This window comes from Microbulbifer maximicatervae (SeqCode), assembly GCF_052467385.1.
This window is the reverse complement of the sequence record NZ_CP174311.1, coordinates 4,790,537-4,813,816: the sequence shown is the minus strand read 5'-3', so window position 1 is coordinate 4,813,816 and position 23,280 is coordinate 4,790,537. Positions and strand designations below refer to the sequence as shown.

At 52.5% G+C, this 23,280-nt stretch carries 18 protein-coding genes; 9 read left to right on the top strand and 9 right to left on the bottom strand.

Annotation, left to right across the window (positions count from 1 at the left end; genetic code table 11):
- The first annotated feature begins 153 nt into the window (after positions 1-153).
- The 3 genes from ubiD (at position 154) to ACJJIR_RS20515 (ending at position 3,345) form a co-directional block, all read left to right on the top strand.
- The gene (gene ubiD, locus ACJJIR_RS20525; protein WP_444906640.1) at positions 154-1,620 is read left to right on the top strand and encodes a 4-hydroxy-3-polyprenylbenzoate decarboxylase; all 1,467 of its coding nucleotides are present in this window, start codon (positions 154-156) and stop codon (positions 1,618-1,620) included.
- A gap of 584 nt (positions 1,621-2,204) precedes the next feature.
- Positions 2,205-2,708 carry a hypothetical protein gene (locus ACJJIR_RS20520; RefSeq protein WP_444906639.1) on the top strand — a complete coding sequence of 168 codons (504 nt, stop codon included), beginning with the start codon at positions 2,205-2,207 and terminating at the stop codon, positions 2,706-2,708.
- Positions 2,709-3,015: 307 nt separating this feature from the next.
- Positions 3,016-3,345 carry a hypothetical protein gene (locus tag ACJJIR_RS20515; protein ID WP_413664065.1) on the top strand — a complete coding sequence of 110 codons (330 nt, stop codon included), beginning with the start codon at positions 3,016-3,018 and terminating at the stop codon, positions 3,343-3,345.
- Between the two features lie 197 nt (positions 3,346-3,542).
- Here ACJJIR_RS20515 and ACJJIR_RS20510 read toward each other — a convergent pair whose 3' ends face one another.
- From ACJJIR_RS20510 to gshB, 9 genes are all read right to left on the bottom strand, one after another.
- Positions 3,543-4,571 (bottom strand): alpha/beta fold hydrolase, encoded by a 1,029-nt coding sequence (locus tag ACJJIR_RS20510; protein ID WP_444906638.1) that lies wholly within the window; start codon positions 4,569-4,571, stop codon positions 3,543-3,545.
- Positions 4,572-4,659: 88 nt separating this feature from the next.
- Entirely contained in the window at positions 4,660-5,910 is a 1,251-nt protein-coding gene (locus ACJJIR_RS20505; RefSeq protein ID WP_444906637.1) for a heme biosynthesis HemY N-terminal domain-containing protein, read from the bottom strand.
- On the bottom strand, positions 5,907-7,235 hold the full coding sequence (locus ACJJIR_RS20500; protein ID WP_444906636.1) for a uroporphyrinogen-III C-methyltransferase: 1,329 nt from the start codon (positions 7,233-7,235) through the stop codon (positions 5,907-5,909). The genes ACJJIR_RS20505 and ACJJIR_RS20500 overlap by 4 nt, the downstream gene beginning before the upstream one ends.
- Positions 7,236-7,355: 120 nt before the next feature.
- Positions 7,356-8,138, bottom strand: coding sequence for a uroporphyrinogen-III synthase (locus ACJJIR_RS20495; RefSeq protein WP_444906635.1), 783 nt, complete (start codon positions 8,136-8,138; stop codon positions 7,356-7,358).
- 1 nt (position 8,139) lies between these two features.
- Positions 8,140-9,057: a hydroxymethylbilane synthase gene (gene hemC, locus ACJJIR_RS20490; protein ID WP_444906634.1), complete on the bottom strand. Its 918-nt coding sequence runs from the start codon at positions 9,055-9,057 to the stop codon at positions 8,140-8,142.
- A 77-nt stretch (positions 9,058-9,134) separates the two neighbouring features.
- Positions 9,135-9,557: a Holliday junction resolvase RuvX gene (gene ruvX / locus ACJJIR_RS20485; RefSeq protein WP_413664071.1), complete on the bottom strand. Its 423-nt coding sequence runs from the start codon at positions 9,555-9,557 to the stop codon at positions 9,135-9,137.
- 20 nt (positions 9,558-9,577) lie between these two features.
- Positions 9,578-10,162: a YqgE/AlgH family protein gene (locus tag ACJJIR_RS20480; RefSeq protein WP_282930307.1), complete on the bottom strand. Its 585-nt coding sequence runs from the start codon at positions 10,160-10,162 to the stop codon at positions 9,578-9,580.
- A gap of 34 nt (positions 10,163-10,196) precedes the next feature.
- Entirely contained in the window at positions 10,197-11,108 is a 912-nt protein-coding gene (locus tag ACJJIR_RS20475) for an energy transducer TonB (protein WP_444906633.1), read from the bottom strand.
- A gap of 92 nt (positions 11,109-11,200) precedes the next feature.
- Entirely contained in the window at positions 11,201-12,157 is a 957-nt protein-coding gene (gene gshB, locus ACJJIR_RS20470; protein ID WP_444906632.1) for a glutathione synthase, read from the bottom strand.
- A 350-nt stretch (positions 12,158-12,507) separates the two neighbouring features.
- On the opposite strand from gshB, the gene pilG reads away from it, so the two are divergent.
- The 6 genes from pilG (at position 12,508) to ACJJIR_RS20440 (ending at position 23,280) form a co-directional block, all read left to right on the top strand.
- Complete coding sequence (pilG, locus tag ACJJIR_RS20465; RefSeq protein ID WP_020413651.1) at positions 12,508-12,903, top strand: twitching motility response regulator PilG; 396 nt, start codon at positions 12,508-12,510, stop codon at positions 12,901-12,903.
- A 235-nt stretch (positions 12,904-13,138) separates the two neighbouring features.
- Positions 13,139-13,501, top strand: a complete 363-nt coding sequence (pilH, locus tag ACJJIR_RS20460) for a twitching motility response regulator PilH (RefSeq protein ID WP_108731421.1) — start codon at positions 13,139-13,141, stop codon at positions 13,499-13,501.
- Positions 13,502-13,517: 16 nt separating this feature from the next.
- Complete coding sequence (locus ACJJIR_RS20455; protein ID WP_413664074.1) at positions 13,518-14,057, top strand: chemotaxis protein CheW; 540 nt, start codon at positions 13,518-13,520, stop codon at positions 14,055-14,057.
- Positions 14,058-14,217: 160 nt separating this feature from the next.
- Entirely contained in the window at positions 14,218-16,359 is a 2,142-nt protein-coding gene (locus ACJJIR_RS20450; protein ID WP_413664075.1) for a methyl-accepting chemotaxis protein, read from the top strand.
- A gap of 163 nt (positions 16,360-16,522) precedes the next feature.
- A complete protein-coding gene (locus tag ACJJIR_RS20445; protein WP_444908440.1) occupies positions 16,523-22,765 on the top strand; it encodes a hybrid sensor histidine kinase/response regulator in 6,243 nt (2,080 codons plus the stop codon).
- 35 nt (positions 22,766-22,800) lie between these two features.
- On the top strand, positions 22,801-23,280 hold the full coding sequence (locus ACJJIR_RS20440; RefSeq protein WP_282930302.1) for a chemotaxis protein CheW: 480 nt from the start codon (positions 22,801-22,803) through the stop codon (positions 23,278-23,280).

The window sequence follows — 23,280 nt, the reverse complement described above, 5'->3', positions numbered from 1 at the left end:
GTAAAAAGCTTATTATTTCCGCGGCTCGCAGCCCAGGCTTGCGAGCCGCGACTCCCTCCCTCCTCTCTCTTCATTCCAATTGGTGTGTTGTTACCCATCCTGCGCCTTCTGTTTTACACTGCGCTCTGGTTTATAGTCACGCCTTGTTAGCCCATGAAATATAAAGATCTACGCGACTTTATTAAGTTGCTGGAAAAGCGCGGCCTACTAAAACGAATCAAGCACCCTGTTGACCCCATTTTGGAAATGACAGAAATTTCCGATCGCGTATTGCGAGCTGAGGGGCCTGCATTGTTGTTTGAGAACCCGGTAGGCTTTGAGACCCCAGTTCTTGCCAATCTTTTCGGAACACCAGAGCGAGTCGCCCTGGGGATGGGAAGAGAGAGTGTTGCCGAACTGCGTGAAGTGGGAGAACTGCTGGCTTTTCTCAAGGAGCCGCAGCCACCGGAAAATCTCCGCGATGCCTGGGAGAAGTTGCCGGTCTTTAAGCAGGTCCTGAATATGGGGCCAAAAGTCGTAAAGGGTGCCGCTTGCCAACAGGTGGTCCTTGAGAAGGATCAGGTTGATCTTCATCAGCTGCCAATCCAAACCTGCTGGCCGGGAGATGCCGCTCCGCTGGTCACTTGGCCCTTAGTAATTACCCGAGGGCCTGAGAAGAAACGGCAAAACCTGGGCATATACAGGATGCAATTAATCGGAAAGAACCGCCTGATAATGCGCTGGCTCAGTCATCGCGGGGGTGCGCTGGATTATCGGGACTGGTGTAAGAAGCATCCCGGTGAACCCTATCCGGTAGCTGTTGCCCTGGGTGCCGATCCCGCCACAATTCTGGGGGCCGTTACCCCGGTGCCGGATACTTTGTCTGAGTATGCCTTTGCCGGCCTGCTGCGGGGGGATAAGACAGAAGTGACTGATGCCTTACTCAGTGATCTTCAGGTGCCTGCCAGTGCCGAATATGTTCTGGAGGGATTTATCTATCCCGATGATATGGCTGATGAGGGGCCCTATGGGGACCACACCGGTTACTACAACGAAGTGGACAGCTTCCCTGTGTTTACGGTAGAGAAGGTTACGCACCGTAAAAATCCCATTTACCACAGCACCTATACCGGGCGCCCACCGGATGAACCTGCGATTTTAGGCGAGGCTTTAAACGAGGTTTTTGTGCCAATCCTGCAAAAGCAATTTCCTGAAATTGTCGATTTCTATTTGCCGCCGGAGGGATGTTCTTACCGTCTCGCCGTGGTCACCATGAAGAAGCAGTATGCGGGTCACGCCAAGCGGGTAATGATGGGTGTCTGGTCTTTCCTGCGTCAGTTTATGTACACCAAGTTTGTTATTGTCGCTGACGAAGACGTCAATGCCAGGGATTGGAAAGATGTAATCTGGGCGATGACCACGCGTATGGACCCGGCGCGGGATACGGTGATGGTAGAAAATACTCCGATTGATTATTTGGATTTTGCTTCGCCGGTCTCCGGTTTAGGCTCAAAAATAGGTTTTGATGCGACTAATAAATGGGAAGGTGAAACTAGTCGGGAGTGGGGTGTACCTATTGAGCGCGACCCGAATGTGGTTAAAAAGATTGATGAAATATGGTCTAAATTGGGCCTCGAATAAGCACGGCGACATATTCTCAGTACTCCCGTCCGAATAAGCGTCTCTGGTGGCGCTCAGTAGAGTGGCCGCTTAGCGGTCACTCTTTATTTTTTCTTCCTTTTTTGCATCTATAGCTTTTACTGCTGGCGTCGCAGTCAGGTACGGGCTCGACCGTGGCCCTCAATTTACTATAAGGATTGCTTTAATGAGGAGAATTTATTTAGTACGCCTGATAGGGATAGTTGTTTTCATATTTTGGTATTAGTACCAAGTGAGCAGGAATAAAATGCTGTAAATAATAATATCGAAGAGTTTATATCTGTAGTTATTTGGTAGGCAGCCATACCTTGAATAGCCATTGCCAGAATAAAAGTGTGGGGGCTAATCCGAGTGTATTTGTCGGCATTTATTTTTGAATTAGAAATTAAATATAGTTTATTATCTTGATGAGCAGAGACATGGGTATTAAATCGGAGAATTCGATGAAGCGTATTGCTATTTGTCTCATGAAAATATAAAAAACAACTGTAGGATGACTACTCCGGAAATTTTTATTTTTAGGAGGTTCTTTCTTGTTGTGTATTTTTCTAAGGTTGGATGAGAATATGATAGGGAATTTATCAAAACTAGTAGTTCTATTTTTTGGGATAGAAATATTTCAGCCTGTGATTGCCAGCCAGGATAATGGTGCAGAGGCAATTTTTGAGAGGATCAAAGGGCTAGCCGGAGAGTGGCGAGAGGAAGGGGCGGAAAATGACGATTTTGTTATTAGTTTTTCCGATACAGCTGGGGGAAGCGTAGTACTGGAAAGTTGGCTCTATAACGGGCGCCAACATTCCCTGACGGCCTACCACTTGGATAACGACAATTTAATAGTGACGCACTATTGCCCCCAGGGTAATCAGCCCAGGTTAAGCTGGCAAAAAAATAGTGCTGAAGATACTTTGGCATTCTCTTTCAAGGATGTAACTAATTTTACTTTGGACAGTAAGAGTCGTCTGGATAGCCTCACTTTTACCTGGTTAGGTAACGGCAAGTTACAACGGGAAGAGACTTACTTGAAGAACGGGGAGCAGTTACCCTCATCCTTGACTCTGGTACGTAAATAAGCTGCCAAATCGTTATTAACTGATAGTTTAGATGTATTATTTCTCAAAGCTGGAGCGAAATTCGCGCCAGCTTTTTTATTTGTGAACTTTATTGTGGTTTTGGTTTATATAAGTATGATTCGCGACTGAATTTGCATGCTGCTGCCAGTTTATTGGCATGGGGTGACAGTGCAGGCTGTTCCCGGGTTGTATTTTTGCTTATGGCGACATGCTGTATTGAAAACAAGTGGATATCTAATTCCTGGGGTTGGGAAACGGTAGAAGTTGGAAGTGAGTAAATAACTAAAATTAAATGGAGAGGTAACAAATGGAATTAATTATTTTTGTAATTATTATGGTGGCAGTTCTTGTTCTGCCTCTGAAGTTGGCAGCTGCTATGTTGGGGGCGAAAAATACGGGTGTTTTTTATTGTCTTTTCGCTTTGCTGTTGGCCCTAATTATTCAAAGAATTGTTGGCGGCATGTTGCCGGGTGTGACGGATAGCGCTGGGATTTTAATGACAATTCCCCTGGCTGCTATTGCCTATATGCTGGTACTTGGTACGGGTTTTTTAAAGGCTATTCTAATCGCCCTTTTACAAGGGGTAATTACTTATTTTGCCATGCTACTCTTTGTGGGATTGCCCTGGGCTGTTTAAAAACGAAATAAATTCTCGCAGAAAATCTGCAAGCGGCGATTTATTGAATGTTAAATCGCCATTTGCACTATCATTGATTACTAATAGTTTCCTTGCGTGCAAGCTATAACTTTCTGCAAAATGGATGCTCTACACATCAGCTTCCGTACCAATGATATATTTCCTAGATTAGGTTTCTACTGGGCAGGCTGTAGGTCCTACTTTCCAATAGGAGCCGCAAGAAATTTACTTAAAACATCAATATAAGTTGGAAATGCTTCGAACTGGGGTAAATGTCCAACCCCCTCCATCTCAACTAATTCGGCTTTGGGGATTTCTGCTGCTGTACGCTTGCCTAATTGATCGTACCGGCCTAATTTTTCTTGTACAGCTTCAGGCGCACGGGCGCGGCCAATAGCTGTTCGATCTCGGGTACCTATAATCAGTAGGGTGGGCACCTTGATATTGGCAAACTCATAAAGTACCGGTTGAGTGAATACCATTTCGGAGGTTAGGGCATCCACGGTTGCCATATGAGCCGCATCGGGTCCCAGGGTCCAGCCAGCTTGAATATCCAGTAGCGGGTTATATTCTTCGCGCCACTGCTCAGAAAAGTAGGCTTTACTCATGTAGCGTTTGATAGATTCTGGAGTTTGTTTTTTCTCGCGAGCAATGGCTTTGTCCAAAGGTTCATAGGGAACCCATCGCTTCCAGTCTTCAAGGCCTATAGGGTTTACAAGTGCTAACTTTTTGACTCGCTCCGGGTACATCAGGGTAAACCGGGTAGCCAGCATACCTCCCATAGAGTGCCCAACTACCATAACTTCTCTTATTTTCAATTTATCCAATAAAACTTTGGTATTGTTGCTAAGCCCCTGAAAAGTATATTGGGTAAGCGGTTTACTGGATTTTCCGAAACCGATCTGGTCCGGTGCTATAACCCGGTACCCTAGCTGACTGAGTTGGGAGATAGTCTCCTTCCAGTAGGCCGCCGAAAAATTCTTACCATGCAACAGGAGTACCGTTCCTCTTGCATTTTTACCCTCTGCAGGCGGTACATCCATAAAGGCCATTGCCAATGGTTGCCCCTGTTGTTCGAAATGAAAGTGATGAACTGGATAGGGATATTCGTAATCAGTTAAGGCTTTATCTTGAGGCGTTACTGAATATTCAGCAGATGCATGGCCGGTAAAAAACACACTGGCGGTAAGAAGTAAGGCAACTATGTAGCGCACAAAGAGGGTCACAGCCGTGTCCTTATTGGTAAACGGGAGTTCACTATAGGCGCAATTGGGGAGTGGCTGAAAGGCCCGTCGGCCTTTCAGGGGAGATCACTCAGGCGTGAGCGCCTAGTAGGGGAGTGCCCTGGCTGGGCATAGGCAACTGGGGCAAGTCCTTGACTGCTTGTAGCAAACCTTCCTCATAGAGTTTTGCTGCTTTGTCTTTTTCCCCAAGGGATTGAAATAGGCGAGCCAGTTCAGCGGAGGTAGCAGGATCTTGGCGCAACAACAGGCTTTTCTCGAAATACTGCTGCGCTTTGCCCCAAAGTTCATTGCGCATTGAGAGGCGTCCGAGACAGGTTAGCAGTGCGGTACTCTCGCCATACTCGTTAAGCCAACCTTCAGCTGCTGATATTTGTGCCGCAGGGGAGGCCCCCACCAGGCAGCCGTAGAGTTCGGCAAGCTTGGGGTCCCAAGCTCGATTGAGTAGCCAGCGCAAATGCTTCTCTGCCTCTGCGTCTTCACCAATCCGATGCAGTTGCTGTGCGTAGAGACTGCGTAGGGCTTCGTTGCGTTGCCAGCGGCCACTCAGGCTTTGCCAGGCATCGTGTAATTTATCGATATCTTTGCGATTAGCTGCTTCGGTCAGCTGATGTTGATACACCTCGAGTTCAAGCTGGTGCAGCTCAGCTTCGGGCATGTTCGCATGTTTCTCCAATTCGGGCAGTAATGCGCGAAGACGGCTCCAGTCACCCAGAAGGTAATAAGCCTGCTTGAGAAGTTGTAACAGGGCAGGATGTTTCGGCTCGAGCTGCTTGGCGCGCTCCAGGCTGGCGATACACTGCTCGTAATGTTTATCCAGGAGCTGCATACGAGCTTGGCTTAGGGCTACAGCCAGGCGGGTATCTTCACCACAGGCCTCCGCTTTGGCGAGTAATTCATTGGCCTCCTCACGAAAGCCTAGCTCAAAGGCGCTGCGCGCTGCCGCCAAATAATTGATCAGCGGGGCTTCAGATCGAGGGGCGCTCTTCAGCAGCTGACGGCGCGCCCGGGACCAGTTGCCCTCCATAAATTCCACCAAGCCGCTGGTCAGGCGTCGGCGCGCTACACGCTGGCGACCAAATCTCAGCCGGTCGACGCTACCTCGGAATCCGCGAAAGATACTGCGAGCCAGCCAAATGGCAAAGAACAGGATAATTAGAGCTGCTGCCAGCGAGAAAATTGCGAACCAGAGGTTCATCTCGTAGCCTTTATTCAGCTCACCGCCAATACCGATTACCAGGTAGCCGGGATAGTTGTTAATAGCCTCCGGTAGAAAAGCGCCGAGCAGCAGTAGTACCAGAGCGGTGAAGAACAGTTTTTTCACTGGTTCTCCTCCTGTTGCGAGGCAGTTGGTGTGGCGGTGCCGGATGTTTTGTGTAAGCGCTCAATATAATTGCGGAGGGCAAGCTGGGAGGCGCTGAGGTCAGGCATTTCGACCTGGATACGCTGTTTGCTAAGTTCCGCTAGTTGTTGGGCCAGCGCATCGCGCTGCGGACTGGCAGTGCCATAACTGAGTAGTAGCGACCGCGCACTATCCAGAGCGTCCCTGTAAACCGTGGTATCGCCGCGAAGCAATGCCAGTTGGGCCTGCTCCATATAAAGGCGCAGAGTCTGGCGAAAGCGAGCTTCACTCTGAGGGGACAGCATTACCGGATTGATGTCTCCATCAATGGGGCGTACCGATTCGCGCATAAAGCGGGTGAAGTTGTGCCACTCCCGCTTCCACAGGGGGGCACTCTCCTCAATGCTGGGCTGCTCTTCACTGGGTTGTTCTGCCGAAGCCATATCGAATTGTGGTTGAATATTTGTGCGGATTAGCTGTTCTTCCAAGGCGCTGAGACGGAGGTATAAACCCTGGCGATCGATGTTTTGGACCAGCTTCAGTGAGGTGATATCGCGGGCAAGCTGTTGGCGTACTCCGTATAGATCCGGTAAGTCCACATCGCGCAATATCTCGTCCACGCGCTCGACCAGCCCCAGCGCAGCGCGACTATCGTCTTCGAGAAGCAGGCGTTGGTTGGCTAGACGCAACAGGTAATCTGCCTCAGCCAATTGCCAATCGTCGCGGCTTACATTTCCCAGCTGACCCAAACGGTTTCCCTGTGCGGTGACACTGCGCTGCATGGAAGCCAGTTGCTGCTGCAGTTGGGCGATAGTGCGATTTTGTCGCTCCAGTTGATTGCGTAAATTGGCATCGGCCTGCTCCAGCTGACTGAACTCCCCGGAATAATCTGGGGTTTGGGGTTCAGTTGGGGCTGGGGTAGCAGCAGGGGTTTCCGAAGTGGTATTGGAGGTCGGCGCTTGGGTGGTGTTTTCAGCGGCAGCCGGCACTTCCTTTGCAGGGGTAATAGTGGTGGTGCTCTCCGGGACTGCCGTTTTTCCGGGTAGATAGTCGAGGTAAGCGCCAAGGTGTTCGCGCAGCTGCGGAGAGTTGAACCAGGCCAGTGAGGCCACAGCAATCAAAATGATGATGAACAGTAGCCACCACCACAGCCCATTGGATTTACTGGCCGCAGCACCGCCGCTGGCTTTACCCGTAGAGGCTTTTTCCTCTGAGGCTTTGGCGAAATTACTTTTGCCTTTTACAGGCTTTGTGTTTTCCGGGGGCTCATTGGTCGCGGCTACATTTTGATCTTTTTTATCGGTCATGGGTATGGCGGCGCAGGTGGAAAATGTCGTCAGATTATAACGAGTGGCGCGAGCCTTAATAGCGGGCTAAACGCCGTTTTAAGATTTTTAGCGCAAAGCGATCGAGAATTCGATTGCAAATCAGCCGAGGGCTTTACGCAGTGTTTCCAGCATAGCGTTATCGCCGGCATTTAGCGCGCTATAGCAATGGGCAAAACCAAGCTCATTTGCCCGAGTGGCAACTCGTATACTCGGGCAGATAAGAGCGGTTTCAAAGAGTGTGTTTCGGTTTATCTGGCGGATACAGGTAACCAGGTTATCGAGTGTTTCACCGCTGTGCACACTGATAATATCGGGTTGGAATTTATACTCAGCCAGGGAGGTTGCAGCCTCCGGTGGCAGCACTCTTCGATAGAGTTCGCAATAAGTTACTCGCGCCCCCCTATTACTCAAGGTGTCGCCGATAAGAGGGCGGCCACCGGAGCCGCGAAAAATAAGCACGCTTTTCCCGTCCAACTGCTGTAACCAGGGTAGGCGCAGCAACTCCTCGGAGTTCATCGTATTGCCACTTTGCTCGCAGGGTATACCGCGCTTCTCCAGGGCGCTTGCGGTTGCCGCGCCGATCGCCAGAAAGCGAGGACCCTGGGGAAACTGTGGCCAATAATCTTCAAGCCAGTCTATGCCGTAGCGCACGGCGTTCTGGGAAACAAAGATCGCGACATCCGTTTGATCGAAATCGAGAATTGAGTTTTTTAAGGCCTGTATGGCAGCTTGATCCTCAATTGGCTCTATGCCGAGCATGGGGATGTTATCTACCTGGGCCCCCAGGCTGCGCAGTAGCGCACACCAGTTATCAGCCTGCTGCGTTGGCCGCGTACTGAGAATACGTTTGCCCTGCAGCAGGTCGGAGGTGAGATCGCTCATGTCAGATAGCGGCGAGGATTTTATCGGCACCATCGGCCAGTAACTGTTCCGCGAGCTCAGTACCCAGTCGCTCTCCCTCAGCGGCAGGGCCGCGACTGTCGGCATGTATCATGGTTTTGCCATCGGGACTGCCAACGAGTCCGCGCAACCACAGGGTGTCACCATCCAGCTCGGCGTAGCAGCCGATAGGCACTTGGCAGCCGCCGTTGAGGCGCTTAACCAGGGCGCGCTCCGCACTGAGTCGGGCTGCGGTTTCCGGACAGTGGAGCGGTTGGATCAAGGCTTCCAGTTCGCTATCGCGGCGCGACTCGATACCCACTGCGCCCTGTCCACCAGCGGGGAGCAGGATGTCTGTTGCCAGGAAGCTGCGGATGCGTTCCGGCATCTCAAGTCGCAGCAGTCCGGCCGCAGCGAGGATGATTGCGTCGTAATCGCCGGCATCCAGCTTGGTCAGTCGGGTATTCACATTGCCCCGTAAAAAGGTGACTTTGAGGTCCGGGCGACGGGCAAGTAATTGGCACTGTCGGCGCAAGCTGGAAGTGCCGACTACTGCGCCCTGGGGCAGGTCATCAAGGCTGTCATAAAGATTACTGACAAAGGCATCGCGGGGATCTTCACGCTCGCAAATAATCGGCAGGTGAAGTCCTTCGGGGAATTCCATGGGGACATCTTTCATCGAGTGAACTGCGATGTCCGCACGGCCTTCGAGCATCGCCACTTCCAGTTCTTTAACGAAAAGGCCTTTGCCACCCACTTTGGTTAGTGGGATGTCCAAAACCTGGTCACCCCGGCTGGTCAGGGGCAGTAACTCGATAAAAAGTTCGGGATGCGCCTGTTGCAGGCGGTCTTTGACATAGTTGGCCTGCCACAGAGCCAAAGCACTCTGTCGGGTGGCAATGCGAATACGATCTATAGACATGCGGCTCAATCACTTATTGGTTGAAGCGGCCATTCTAACAGAGTCGCAATGCAGTGAGGCTCTCTGTAGCCGAGGGGCTAGCCCCTGGTGCGCAGCCAGTCTTCGAGAATTATCCGTGCGGCTATTGAGTCCACTGGGTCTTGTGCGTAGTTGCCACGATGTCCGCGTTCGTTGGCCTCTTCCTTGGCGGCTCGAGTGCTCAAACGCTCGTCGATCAGCTCTACCGGTAGTCCATAGCGACCGTGCAGGCGCTGGCTGAATTTTCGCGCACGCACGCCAAATTCACTTTCGCTGCCATCCATATTGAGGGGGAGGCCAACCAGTAAAAGGTGGGGTTGCCACTCTTTGATCAGGCCTTCGACGGAGTCCCAATTGGGCTTGCCATCTTTGGCGGGTAGTGGGGCCAGTTCCCGTGCTCCACCGGTAAGGCTCTGGCCGTAAGCTACGCCAATAGAGCGGGTTCCAAAGTCAAAAGCTAGCGCTGTGACGGGTTTATTCATAGGGGTCAGTAATTTTTCTGTTAGGCGTGGCCAGCTTGGGAGCCGAGGCCGGAAAGATCGATGCCGTGGCGGGCGGCGGCGCTTTGCCAGCGTTTTTCGACCGGTGTGGCGAATAGGGTTTCGGGCTCTGCCGGCAGTGTCAGCCAGGCGTTTTCTGTCAGCTCCTGCTCCAACTGACCGGGCCCCCAGCCCGCGTAGCCGAGGGCGAGTAGTACATCGTCAGGGCCGCGCCCTGCGGCGAGGGATTCGAGGATGTCCTTGGAGGCAGTCAGGCTGATATCTGAATTGATTTCGGTGGTAGAGTCGAAGTGCATGCCGGTGCCGTGCAGTACAAATCCCTGCTCTGGTGACATGGGACCGCCCAGTAGAACTGGTTCGTCACCGCGCAAGCTGAGATCCTCCAGAGACAGCTGCTCGAATACCTCGTGCCAGTGCACTTTACTGGGCATATTGATCACTATGCCCATGGCACCGTCGCTGTTGTGTTCAACAATCAGTGCGATAGCGTGTTTGAAGCGCGGGTCCTCCATACCGGGCATGGCCAGAAGGAACTGGCCGCGCAGGTTTCCGTGAGTCAGGTCGCTATCGATATTCGAATTAGGCATAGATCAGTAATAAACCGCCAGTTGAAAGCCCATTTTAGCCTCGGCTGGGCAGATCCCCCGCAGAAGTAGTAAGTCCCCCGGTTCTTTCGAATTGCCAGGTACGGATAATTTCCAGTCGATCAACCTCATTCTTGATCTCTACTGGGAAGGGAGCGAAGGGAGCAGCCAGACGCACAATTTGTTGGGCCGCATCATCGAGAATGCGCTCCCCGGAGGATTGAAGAATAACAACCTTCTCGACGGCTCCGGTGGGAAGCAACCGCACCATCATGCGTAACTCGCCACTAATTTGTTTTTCCAAGGCCTCTTCGGGAAAGTTATCACTGCCAACAGCTTCTATCTTCTGGCGCCATTCATGTAAATAAGCGGCATCGGCTGAGGCTCTGGTAGCTACAGATGTCAATCTGCGTACTCGGGGGCGCTCGGCAATAGTTTGGCGAATTTTATCGAGACGCGCTTCTAGGCTAGCTATTTTAGGGTTGCTCAATGGCAGGTCATTGGGTGCGTCGCCGCGCTTTTCCTCGGATAACTTATCTTCTGCCGAAAGTTCAGGAGCCTGAATCGGGCTCTCACCAACTGTGGTAATTAACAGGCGGCGTTGTTCTGCTGGCCGCGCAGATTGTTGTTGTGGCAAAGGCGTCACGCGATGAATTTGCGTATCGGCAAACTCGGCACGGCGCTTAGTGGATAACTCTTTCCGAGAGTCTGCGGTACCACTGGCTAATTGGTTGTGCTGTGCCAAGTAGCCAGCATCCTCTGGGGCCTGAGCGGAATTTTGCAAAGAAAGTGTGACTTCAAGTGTCGGTGGCGCCTGTGCACCTTTCGGAGCAGCAAAAGCCACTCCGAAAACAATTAGCGCATGTAACGCGGCGGCTAGAAATAATGAGAACACAAAGCGTTCACGCTGCATTGCATGAAACTGTGTCGCGTTGGCAGAGGAATTCATTATCTATTATCAACTACTACTTATTCGGGCGTGCGTTTCACACAGCCTTGTTCTCAGTGGTAAACCGCCCTGAGAGTTATCAAACGCCCAGTTTACCTTTTTTGTGCCAGCAGGTGTGTGATGCCGCTCATTAGTCGCGCGCCTATGTCCGTATTGTAGGCGGCATCAATTTCCCGTACACAAGTGGGACTGGTAACGTTAATTTCTGTTAGGTAGTCACCAATAACGTCCAGCCCGACAAATAACAGACCTTTTTCTTTCAAAGTGGGAGCGACTTGCTCAACGATCCAACGATCTCTATCGGTCAGGGGGCGTGCTTCTCCGCGCCCGCCGGCTGCAAGATTGCCGCGAGTCTCGCCCGCTTCCGGAATTCGCGCCAAGCAATAGGGAATCGCTTCACCGTTAACGACCAGGATACGCTTGTCACCGTCTTTGATTTCGGGGATGTAACGCTGCGCCATAATCTGCTGGCGGCCGTGGTCGGTAAGCATTTCCAGAATTGCTCCCAAGTTGGCGCCGTCCGGTTTGCAATGAAAGATGCCCGCACCGCCCATACCGTCTAGAGGTTTAAAAATGACATCTTGATGAGTTCGGTGAAATTCCCGCAGCTTGGCCATATCGCGACTGGCTAGAACCGGTGGGCAGCACTGGGGGAAACTTGTCGCAAAAATTTTCTCATTGCAGTCGCGTAGCGCCTGGGGCTTGTTGACTACCGTTGCACCTTCGCGCTCTGCGGCTTCGAGAATATAAGTGGAATAAATATATTCATTATCAAAGGGGGGGTCGACACGCATCAGGATTACATCCAGCTCGCCGAGAGGCATTTCTCTGGACTCTTCCAGAGAAAACCAACGATTCTCATCATCAAAAACCTGCATAGGGCAGCCGCGCCCAGTTGCGCGCCCATTCTCCAGGTAAAGATGGCTCTGCTCGAAATAAAACAGCTGGAAACCACAATCTTGTGCGGCTTGTAACAGTGCAAGCGTCGTATCTTTTTTAAAATTGATCTGGGCGATGGGGTCCATCACCACACCGAGGGAATAATTCATACGGGTTTCCAAATCGTTGGGTATTTCTATCCCAGTTATCACTGGTTTTGCTCCCAAATTTGTGGCCGCTACCAGCGTTGTTGGATAGATAAGGTAAGAGCAGCTTTGCGAAGGTGCAACCTTCTTAACGCAATACCTCCAATGAATGTATAAGTGGTGATAATTTGAACTGCGTCGCCTGCAGTGTGTCGACTCAGCTAGATTCGCCTGGGGTTCTGTGATAAAAGTTCGTCTCAGCGTGCGACCTTCGCCAGGCTAGGCGCCCGGACCCCGCAAGCGGTTTGAAAAAAGGGCGCAACTAAAGTTTTCGCGTGCCCGAAAATAAGTAAACAGGGGATTCAAAAAAGACTATGGAGCTTAACTGGGAAAGTCTGACTGTCATGGTGATCGACGACAGTAAGACAATTCGCCGCACTGCGGAGACGTTGCTGCAAAAGGCGGGCTGTACCGTGGTCACCGCGACAGACGGTTTTGATGCGTTAGCAAAAATCGCGGACTCCCGTCCGGATGTCATTTTTGTCGATATTATGATGCCGCGCCTGGATGGCTATCAAACATGTGCGTTAATAAAAAATAACAGCGAATTCCGCTCCACCCCTGTTGTAATGTTGTCGAGTAAGGACGGTTTGTTCGATAAGGCAAAAGGGCGTGTTGTTGGTTGCGATCAATATCTGACCAAACCTTTTAGTAAGAGCGAGCTGCTGGGTGCTATTTCCGCTCATGCCAAGCCGCACCATGCCGCATAAGTGGCCTACAGAAAAAGAAAATATAGATAACGGACTCCATTGTGGGCATTGTGCCCACAAGCTCGGTACCAAAATTTAATTTGAGTACAGATTTTCCGGTTGTTACATACCGGTTGATTTTTGTACCCACACTATCGGTAGTCATAGTGCATCTCGGCACATGCTAGCGAGGATAATCACAACAAAAACCGCCGAGCGCAGTAGTTGTTGCCGAAAAGATGTCATGGGGGAAATGATGGCAAGAGTACTAATAGTTGATGACTCTCCTACAGAAACACATAAGCTGACAACCATTCTTGAAAAAAATGGCCACGCAGTAATCACCGCTCCCAACGGTGAAAGCGGAGTTGAAGTAGCCCGCGCCGAACGCCCCGATCTGATCCTGATGGATATTGTGATGCCGGGTCTCAACGGTTTCCAGGCCACCCGCCAATTGAGCAAAGACAGCAATACCGGTGAAATTCCGATCATTATGGTAACTACCAAAGATCAGGATACAGACCGTGTCTGGGGTATGCGCCAGGGAGCCAGGGCTTACCTGACCAAACCTGTCGATGAGAGCAAATTGCTGGATGCGATCGGGGAGGTGTTGGCCTAATAGCCAGCTGCGAAAAGTGCAGTCACAAACACCTTATTTAGCTCTGGTTGATATTGCACGGCGCGCCAAAGCGCAGGCCACTGGCCTGCCTGGCCGCCGGGAAATCAAACCCTACTGGACCGGTATCGGTTTCTCTCTTCTGGATAACCACTTTGTCGCCTCCATGGATGACGTTGTGGAATTGCTCGAAGTGCCACAGCACACCTTTATTCCCGGCGTTCAGCCTTGGGTAAAAGGCGTCTCTAATGTTCGTGGTCGCCTGCTTCCCCTTATTGATCTCGCAGCTTTTTATGGCGGCTACCTCTCAGGTCCGCGCCAGCAACGTCGTGTTTTGGTGCTCGAGAGGGATAAGACCTACGTGGGGCTTATCGTGGATAAATTGTTTGGGATGCAGCACTTGGCGTTTGAGTATGCCCGTGAGGCACCGACAGATTTGAGTGAACCATTTGCGCCAATGGTGCACGGCCAGTTTGTTTTACAGCAGCATCGTTGGCTCGTTCTCGATATGCGGGCACTGATCAAGGATGCGCGTTTTATGGATGCAGCTTTACGCTGACTAATCCAGTTCTTTCTTTCCGGTAGCCGAGGGTGGTCGACCGGATGGCCCGCAATTAGTGCAGGGATGTACAGCACTGACTGAGGGGTCTTGTCATTAAAGCGTTAAAACTAAAGTGGTATTAAACCGGCCTAATGCAATGGCCCGCTAGGAGTAAATTATGAAACCAGGCTCCCAGAGTTCCTTTTCCGCGCTGCGCAGTAACCCTGCCGCGCTGGTATTAGGTCTACTGGTACTCGCCACGCTGGCGGGGCTTATTGTCAGTATTTATTTGGTACAGACTCGAGACGAGCAGGATAAAGAGTACCTGCAGCAAGTCGCCGAGTTGCGGGCCCTTTCCTATCAGGTAGTTTCCTATGCGCCGGCGGCAACCGCAGGCGATAGTGAGGCCTTTACCGAGCTGGAAAATGTTACCGAAGAAATGGCTAATGCCTGGAACCAGCTTCAGCGAATGGATGACAATAGTCGCCGCGCCCTGGGTGCTCAGCTGTCTGCTTACGATCAGGTTTGGCGCAGCTTGCGCGAGCAGGTCGATACGATTATCGGCAACCAGGAAACCATCGTATTTCTTAACGATATCGCTTCAACGCTGAGTGACTCGCTTCCGGAATTACAGGCTGAGCACAACAATATTGTAGAAATTCTGCTGGCTAACAACGCCCCGGCAAATCAGGTGGAACAGGCCCAGTTGCAGGTATGGCGTGCGGAGCGTATTGGTCGAAATATCGATAAAATGCTTCAAGGTGGCGATGATGCCGAAGCCGCCGCTGACCAGTTTAATACCGACGCCAGTCTTTTCGGTAAGGTGGTTGACGGTATGAAGAGCGGCGATGTGGTGATGGGGATTTCCCGTATTACCGATGAAGAGGCTCGCCACTCATTGGATGAAATTACTGAGCTGTTCGGCTTCGTAAGCACCTCCGTACGGGATATCTTCGAAGCAACTCCAGCCCTGTTTGCTACCCGCCAGGCCTCTGACGGCATTATCGCGTCATCTCCCCAGCTGATCGAAGCATTGAGTACGCTGAATGACCGAATCGTAAACCTTTCAGATGATCGCCAGCCCAACAACTTGACCATTGCTGCACTGGCTTTGGTCTTCGTTTTGTTGATCTTCGGTATGATGGCGATGGCATTCTCCGGTACCCGCCGAAACCTGAAAAAAGAGGAAGATACCAACGAGCGTAACCAGCACGCGATTATGCAGCTGCTGGACGAGCTGGCCGACCTCGCCGACGGTGACTTGACCACCTCTGCAACGGTAACCGAAGCCTTTACTGGTGCGATTGCCGACTCCATTAACTTTACTATTGACCAGCTGCGTGTGCTGGTATCGCGGATTAATGGTGCTGCACAGGAAGTATCTGGCTTGTCCCAGGAAACCCAGCAGACTGCACTGCACTTGGCCGAGGCCTCTGAGCACCAGGCACAGGAAATTGCCGGAGCTTCTGCCGCGGTTAACGAAATGGCGGTCACCATTGACCAGGTATCTGCCAACGCCTCCGAATCTGCCCAGGTAGCCGAGCGCTCGGTACATATCGCAAGTAATGGCGCCAAGGTGGTACAGAACACCATTAAAGGCATGGATAACATCCGCGAGCAGATTCAGGATACCTCCAAGCGAATTAAGCGCCTGGGTGAATCCTCCCAGGAAATTGGCGATATCGTAAGTTTGATTAACGACATTGCCGACCAGACCAACATTCTTGCATTGAATGCCGCGATCCAGGCGAGCATGGCCGGTGATGCCGGTCGAGGCTTCGCGGTGGTTGCGGATGAGGTACAGCGACTTGCGGAGCGCTCTGCAGCTGCAACCAAGCAGATCGAAGGTCTGGTAAAAGCGATTCAGTCCGATACCAACGAGGCGGTAATCTCCATGGAACAAACCACCAGTGAGGTGGTACGTGGAGCTCGTCTGGCCCAGGATGCGGGTGTTGCACTGGAAGAAATTGAAAGTGTATCCAACAACCTGGCATCGTTGATTCAGAACATTTCTAACGCTGCCCGTCAGCAGGCTTCGTCTGCAGGCCACATTTCCAACACGATGAACGTGATTCAGGAAATTACCTCGCAGACTTCTGCGGGTACCCAAGCTACCGCCCAGTCCATTGGTAACCTGGCGCAGACCGCGAGTGCACTGCGCGAATCCGTTGCCGGCTTCAAACTTCCGCAAGAGGAAAGTGTTGAAAGCAACAGCGAGCTGTATGACGTGGAGTTGCCGGAAATGGATACAGATACTTTCGCTATTGAAGGTGAAGATACTCATTCATTGGAGTCCCGCGAAGACCGGGCCCTGGCCTAACCCACACAATAATGCCCGGCCATTATGAAAGTTGGCCGGGCGCAAAAGGGGCGCACGGAATTGCTTCCGATAAATCCGCGAGTTTTTCTCGCAGAAAACTGTAGCGCTTGAGTACTGAATAAATTATTGGGGACTTGGCGTGAGTCACGACAATCCGAACTTCATGGCCTTGGATTGGCTGATCGGTGAAATTAACGAGACTTTGGCACAAGCGCGCCAATTTCTTGAGACGTTCGCTGTCGAACCCGATGCGGGTGCCTCTCTTCTGCAAAACAGCTTGTCGCTGGTGCACCAGGTGCACGGTAGCTTGCATATGGCACAGCTCAGTGGTGCCGCGATGTTAGCAGAAGAGATGGAGCAACTTATCCAGGCCCTCGCCACTGGTGCGGTTGAAAATACCGACGAGACGCGCGAATTTTTGATGCGCGCATTGCTGGAGTTGCCCCTTTACCTCGAAAAGGTTTCTTTTCAGCGTCGTGACAATGCCGTTCTCTTACTTCCCCTGATGAATGACTTGCGCGCAGTGCGCCGCGAGCGATTGATCAGTGAAGGAGCGCTTTTCTCGCCAGAACTGTCTTCATTGGCAACGGTGATTGGAAAGCGCCAGCCCCTCGTCGCCGATAGCGCCCGCTTAAATGACCTGGTCACCAAGTTGCGCAAGATGTATCACGTTGCGGCTGCGGGTCTGATCCGGGATGTAAACAGTGGCGAAAGCCTGGCTTACCTCACCAAGATTATTGAAAAAATGCAGCTGCTTTACAGTGGCAGCTGCCGCCAATCCCTGTGGGAAGTACTGTTCGGTATTTTGGAGGCGCTCGGCGAACACCGTATTAATGTGCAGCCCGCACTGCGCCATTTACTGCGCAAGGTGGATATTGAATTCAGGTTGTTGCAGGGGCGTGGCGCAAAGGTATTGGACGCGCGCCTGGATCAGGACTTTCTGCGCAACCTACTTTTTTATGTCTACCTCGCCGGTCCGAATGGGCCGCACTGCGAGAAACTCTACCACCGCTTCGCATTAGATAAGGCGGTTCCCGGTACGCCTCGCCCGGATACTGAAGACGTATTGGCGATGGGGCCAGAAGCCTTAGGCAGTGCAATTGCTGCAGTGCGCGATGAACTGCAGTTGGTGCGTGAAGCACTGGAGCCCAGTACAACTGATACAGAACAACCCTCGCTGTCTGACACTGCCGCAGTGGCCAAGCGTCTCGCGGATACACTCGGTATTTTGGGATTGGAGGCGCAGCGGGTTCGCGCTCGCAGTGTCTACGAAGACCTTCGCGATGCTTCCCGTGGTACTGACGTTGAAGAGTACCTGATGCGTGCCGCCGGGGAATTGGTTCAGCTCGATTCAGCGCTTGCCGCCACCGTCGATCGCAATAAAAAAGTCGATGATGAGCAGCCCATTATGGGCGACGCCACTGACTCTGTATTACGCGAGGCCAGACTCGGTCTGGAAGCGGTAAAAGAAGCGGTCATGGAGTATGTGGCCAGCCACTGGGATATCAGTTACCTGAGCCGTGTGCCACAGCGTTTACAGGAAGTCTGTGGTGGCCTTGAAATGGTGGGTTACCAGCGAGCGGGTGAAATTATCTCCGCTTGCAATCGCTATATTGGCAACTCCCTGATTGAGGCTGGAGAACAGCCCGAATGGACAATGCTGGATACTCTGGCAGATGCCATTACCAGTGTTGAATACTACCTGGAGCGCCGTGCGGAAGGTCTGGCTGATGCAGAAATGCTTTTGGCACTGGCTGAAGATAGCGTAGAGGCATTGGGCGTTTCGCTGAAGATCGTCGACGAGAGTAAGGCCGACGCCAATCTGGAAGCGTCTCCGATATCAGAACCCGAACTGCCAGATCTTATTGATTACGATTTAATCCCCGATGACGAAGCCGCTGTGGTTTCTGACGAACCTCTGGACTCTCAAGCTGAAAAAGAAGCGGAAGAGACATCTGCCATAACTTTGCAACTGCCTGTCGATGAAGCAGATTCTGTTGTGGAGTCCGAGCTGGAAATCGATGGAGAGTCTGTTCCGGAGGAGTCTTGGTTCTCTGATGGGGCTCCTCAGGTTGAAGCTGCTCCGGTACTTGAAGTTGAAACTGGGATAGAGGCTCCTGAAGCTGAGGAAGCGCCTGCTGAGATTGCTGACTTCATTGAAGCTGCACCGATGGTAGAGTCTGCTGAGGTTGAGCCGGTTGCTGCAGTTGCAGAGGTCGCGGATACGACGGAGGAACTCGGTGATGACACTGAGAGCCTGATTGACGATGAAATTATCGAGATCTTCCTGGAAGAAGCCGGGGAAGTTCTTGCGCATATCAGTTGCTACTTCCCGGAGTGGGCTGCCAATTTTGCCAATCAGGATGCCCTGGTAGAGTTTCGTCGGGGCTTCCATACCCTGAAGGGGTCGGGCCGTATGGTCGAGGCCCTGGATATTGGTGAACTGGCCTGGTCTGTGGAGAATATGCTCAACCGGGTTATCGATGGCAGTGTGAAGCCCGGGCCTGCCCATGTATACCTGATTGAGCAGGTGTATCAGAAGTTCCCCTCAATGATTGAGGCGTTTAAACACGGTCAGAGCGACCCCGATCAGCAGCTTACCCTGCAGTTACAAGCTTGGGCTGAGCAGCTGAGTGCGGGAGAGATGCCCGCTGATCTGGAAGCTCAAAGTGCAGGCGGTGTCGCGGCAGTTGACGTTGTTGAGGACACGGGAGAAGACCTGGCTCAACTCTGGGAAATTTTTGCACAGGAAGCAGAGACGCACCTCAATGTCGTAGATGAGTATCTGCAGGATATGCAGGCTGCCGCGCCTTTGTATGGTGTACCGAGCGATCCAATGCACCGGGCACTCCACACACTTAAAGGCTCCGCACATATGGCGGAAGTCAAAGTGGTTGCCGAAATTATGGCGCCACTGGAGCGCTTCGCTAAAGAGCTGCGTATTTATCAGGTGCCTATCGATGCAGATATTTTTGATCTGATCAATGATAGCGCCACCTATGTGCGTGAAGTACTGGAACAGATTCGCTCTTCAGAGCCTCTCGCAATAGAGAAATCGGAACAGTTTCTTGCTCGCGTTGCTGAATTGCAGGAGCGCTCTGTAGGTCACTTGATTCGCGAGCGCGAGGCGAATGAACCTCGCGCGGTCGATCCCCAGCTGCTCGAAGTCTTGATGGCTGATGGTATGCGGGTGCTGCTTGATGCAGACCAAATGCTGATGGAGTGGCGCGCCGATCCGGCGGATAAAAGTCGTGTTGTATTGGTCGCTGACGAACTCAATGTTCTGCAGGAGGCGGCCAGCCGGGCGCAGTTGCCGATCCTGGCCGAGCTCGCTGAGCTGTTACTGAATGTTTATCGCAAAGTCCTTGCTGGTGATCTTGAGCAGGAGCCAGCGCTGTGGGCCTCTCTTGAGCAGGGACACAACGAGCTACTTGATTTAATCGATGCAGTAGCAGCAGCACAAGACCTCCCTGAAGTCAGTGAAGCTGTGGAAGAGGCGCTTCGCTACCTGGCTCAGGGTGAGGAAACCAGCTCTTCAGCTGAAGATGACTACGACCTCAATGAACTGGGAATCGATAGCGAAGCACTGGCTATTGCCGAGCCTGAAGAGCAGGCGCCGGAGCCCACGGAAGTAACCGAGCTTCTGGTTTCAGAAGCATCCCCTGATGAGTGGATTGAGCCACCTGTATTACAGGTGTCGCACGACGGGGAATCTCTCAATGGCGAGGCTGAGGATTCGGAAATTCCTCAATTGCAGGCCATAGAAGTTGAGGCCGCCGTTGAGGACGTTTCTCAATTTGAAGAACCCTTCTCTGCACCTGAAGTTGAACCTGCTGGCGACCTGGCTATCGAGCAACCGGGTAGCGAGGTGTCATCACAGGATTCCGCTCAATCAGTCGATTTACAGAAGTTGTTGGCAGACATTGACCCGGATGTTGTCGATGTCTTTATGGAGGAGGCGGGAGATCTTACCGATGAGCTGGAGGAACTGATCCAGAGTTGGGAAGAGCAGCCGGAAGGCCGCGAGCAAGGTGAGGCCCTGAAGCGTGTATTGCACACCTTTAAAGGTGGTGCACGTATGGCTGGCCTAATGGGGTTGGGTGAAGTAGCCCACCGTTTTGAAACGGTGATCGAAGGCATGCGCGACAACGATCGGCCCTCCGCAGATTTCTTCGCCAATGCCCATGGTATCCACGATCGTCTCGCCGATGGAGTAGAGACAGTTCGCGCCTGGATGGCTGGTGAACAGCTTGATGCTTTTGTACAGCTGGTCAGCACCGATTGGGCGGATCAGAAGCCGGCTAACTCGGCAGCTGCAGAAGCAGTGATTGAATCTGAAGTTTCAGACGAACAAGCTCAAGAAACTGTTCTCGTAGCGGATGCGGAACAAGGTGATGAAGTCACTGCGGCCGAGAGTACTCAGCCGGATGCTGATGTAGTTGCTACGCAGCTGCCCGAGATCGCTGTAGGTCAGGAAAGCGATAACGTTTTGCCGTTTATCCGCAAGGCCGGTAATGCAGAGCAGGAGGTAGCGGCACCGACCCGGAACCAGCCCCAGGAGATGGTGCGTGTAGCTGCTGAACTTCTGGAGGAGTTGGTAAACCTCGCCGGTGAGACTGCAATTTCCCGTGGTCGTCTTGAAGAGCAGATGAGTGAGTTCGGTCTCGCCCTAGACGAGATGGATGTGACGCTGGTGCGTCTCAACGAACAGCTGCGCCGCCTGGACCGCGAGACCGAGGCTCAGATCCTGTTCCGCCAGGAGCAGTTGGCAGAACAGGACGGCGACTTCGATCCGCTGGAAATGGACCGTTACTCGTCTATTCAGCAGTTATCCCGCTCCCTGCTGGAGTCCACATCTGACTTGATGGAGCTGCGCTCCACTCTGAATAACAAGGCGCGGGATACAGAGACCCTGTTGCTCCAGCAGTCCCGAGTAAATACCGAATTGCAGGAAGGTCTGATGCGCAGCCGCATGGTACCTTTCTCCCGTCTGGTACCGCGCCTGCGTCGCATCGTGCGCCAAGTAAGTGCTGAGCTGGGCAAGCAGGTCGAGTTGGGATTCTCCAACGTTGAAGGCGAGCTGGACCGGTCCATGTTGGAGCGTATGGTTGCGCCACTGGAGCATATGCTGCGCAACGCTGTGGACCACGGCATTGAAATGCCAGAGGAGCGTTTGGCTGCCGGCAAGTCTGAGCGTGGGCGTATCGATGTGGCGCTGAAAAGGGAGGGCAGTGAAGTTGTCCTCACCATCCGCGATGATGGTGCCGGTGTCAATTTGATCCGAGTACGTGAAAAGGCCGTGGAAAATGGCCTGATGAGGCCGGATGCTGAGCTCTCGAATAATGAGATTCTTCAGTTCATTCTGCAGGCTGGTTTTACCACTGCAGAAAAAGTTACCCAGATCTCTGGCCGGGGTGTGGGCATGGACGTTGTATCCGCCGAGCTGAAGCAGATCGGTGGCAGCGTCCATATCAACTCAGAGGCAGGCGCAGGAACAGAATTTGTCGTTCGTCTGCCGTTCACAGTTTCGGTTAACCGCGCTTTGATGGTGCGAATTGGCGATGACCTGTTTGCACTGCCGCTGAATACTATCGAAGGTATTGTGCGCCTCAGCCCATTTGAGCTGGAGCACTACTATCGCTCAGATGATGCGCGTTTCGAATACGCCGGAGAACTCTATCAGGTTAGCTATTTCGGTACTCTGCTGAAGTCTGGTGCTCAACCCAAGCTCAGTGTCGATGATATGCAACTGCCCGTTTTGTTGGTGCGCTCTGAAGGGCACGCTATGGCATTACAGGTGGATGCCATTAAGGGCAGCCGCGAGATTGTAGTGAAAAGCCTCGGCCCGCAGTTCTCCGGGGTTCAAGGGGTATCAGGTGCAACGGTAACTGGTGATGGTAGCGTCGTGGTGATTCTCGACGCTCACGCCCTGCTGCGCCGCCAGGCCACCCAGCTGGCAAGGCCGGAAGTGCCACAGCTTCAAATTCAGGAAGAGCCTGAAGTGCAGTCCGAGCAGGAGGCGCGCCAGCAGACCGTTATGGTTGTGGACGACTCGGTTACGGTACGCAAGGTAACGACGCGCTTCCTGGAGCGAGAGGGCTATCTGGTTAGCACTGCAAAGGATGGTCAGGATGCGGTTATCCAGCTGCAGGATAAGATCCCGGATCTGATCTTGCTGGATATTGAGATGCCGCGTATGGATGGCTTCGAGGTTGCCCGCCATATTCGCTCCAGCAGCCGCCTGCGCGATATTCCTATCGTAATGATTACTTCGCGTACCGGTAATAAGCACCGCGATCACGCTATGTCCCTGGGAGTTAACCACTACCTGGGTAAGCCTTACCAGGAAGATGTACTGCTGGCGGCTATTCGTGAGTACGCGGATGCCGAAGCTGTCGGAAGCTGAGACGGCAAATATCAGGAATAATATAGAGATAGGCAATGAGTGAAGTTGAAGCGCTGCCGGTAGATGTCCCCCAGGAAGTGAGTAGCCTGTTATTGCCCCTTGAGCAGGGGCAGCTGCTGGTGCCGGTGGACAGCCTCTCAGAGGTTGTTGCAATGCAGACGCCGATGGCAGTTCAAGATGTACCCGAGTGGTATTTGGGAGATCTGATCTGGCGGGAACAGCGCCTGCCGGTGGTATCTTTTGAAGTGATGCGTGGTGGTGCCTTGGGAGCAGTTGCAGAAGAGGGGCGTATTGCGGTGCTGAGTACGGGAAATCCCGATGGTGAGCTGCCGTATTTTGCATTGCTCTTGCGCGGCACTCCGCGCCTGGTACGGGTTACCCCTGAGGAGTTGGCACTGCGAGAGCAGCCGCTAAGCCCTGGAGAGTTAATGCATGTGGCCCTTTCTGGTGAGGAGGCGGTTATTCCCGACCTGCAGGGATTAGAGCGGGCCTGCTTGCGCTATCGCAGTGACTGA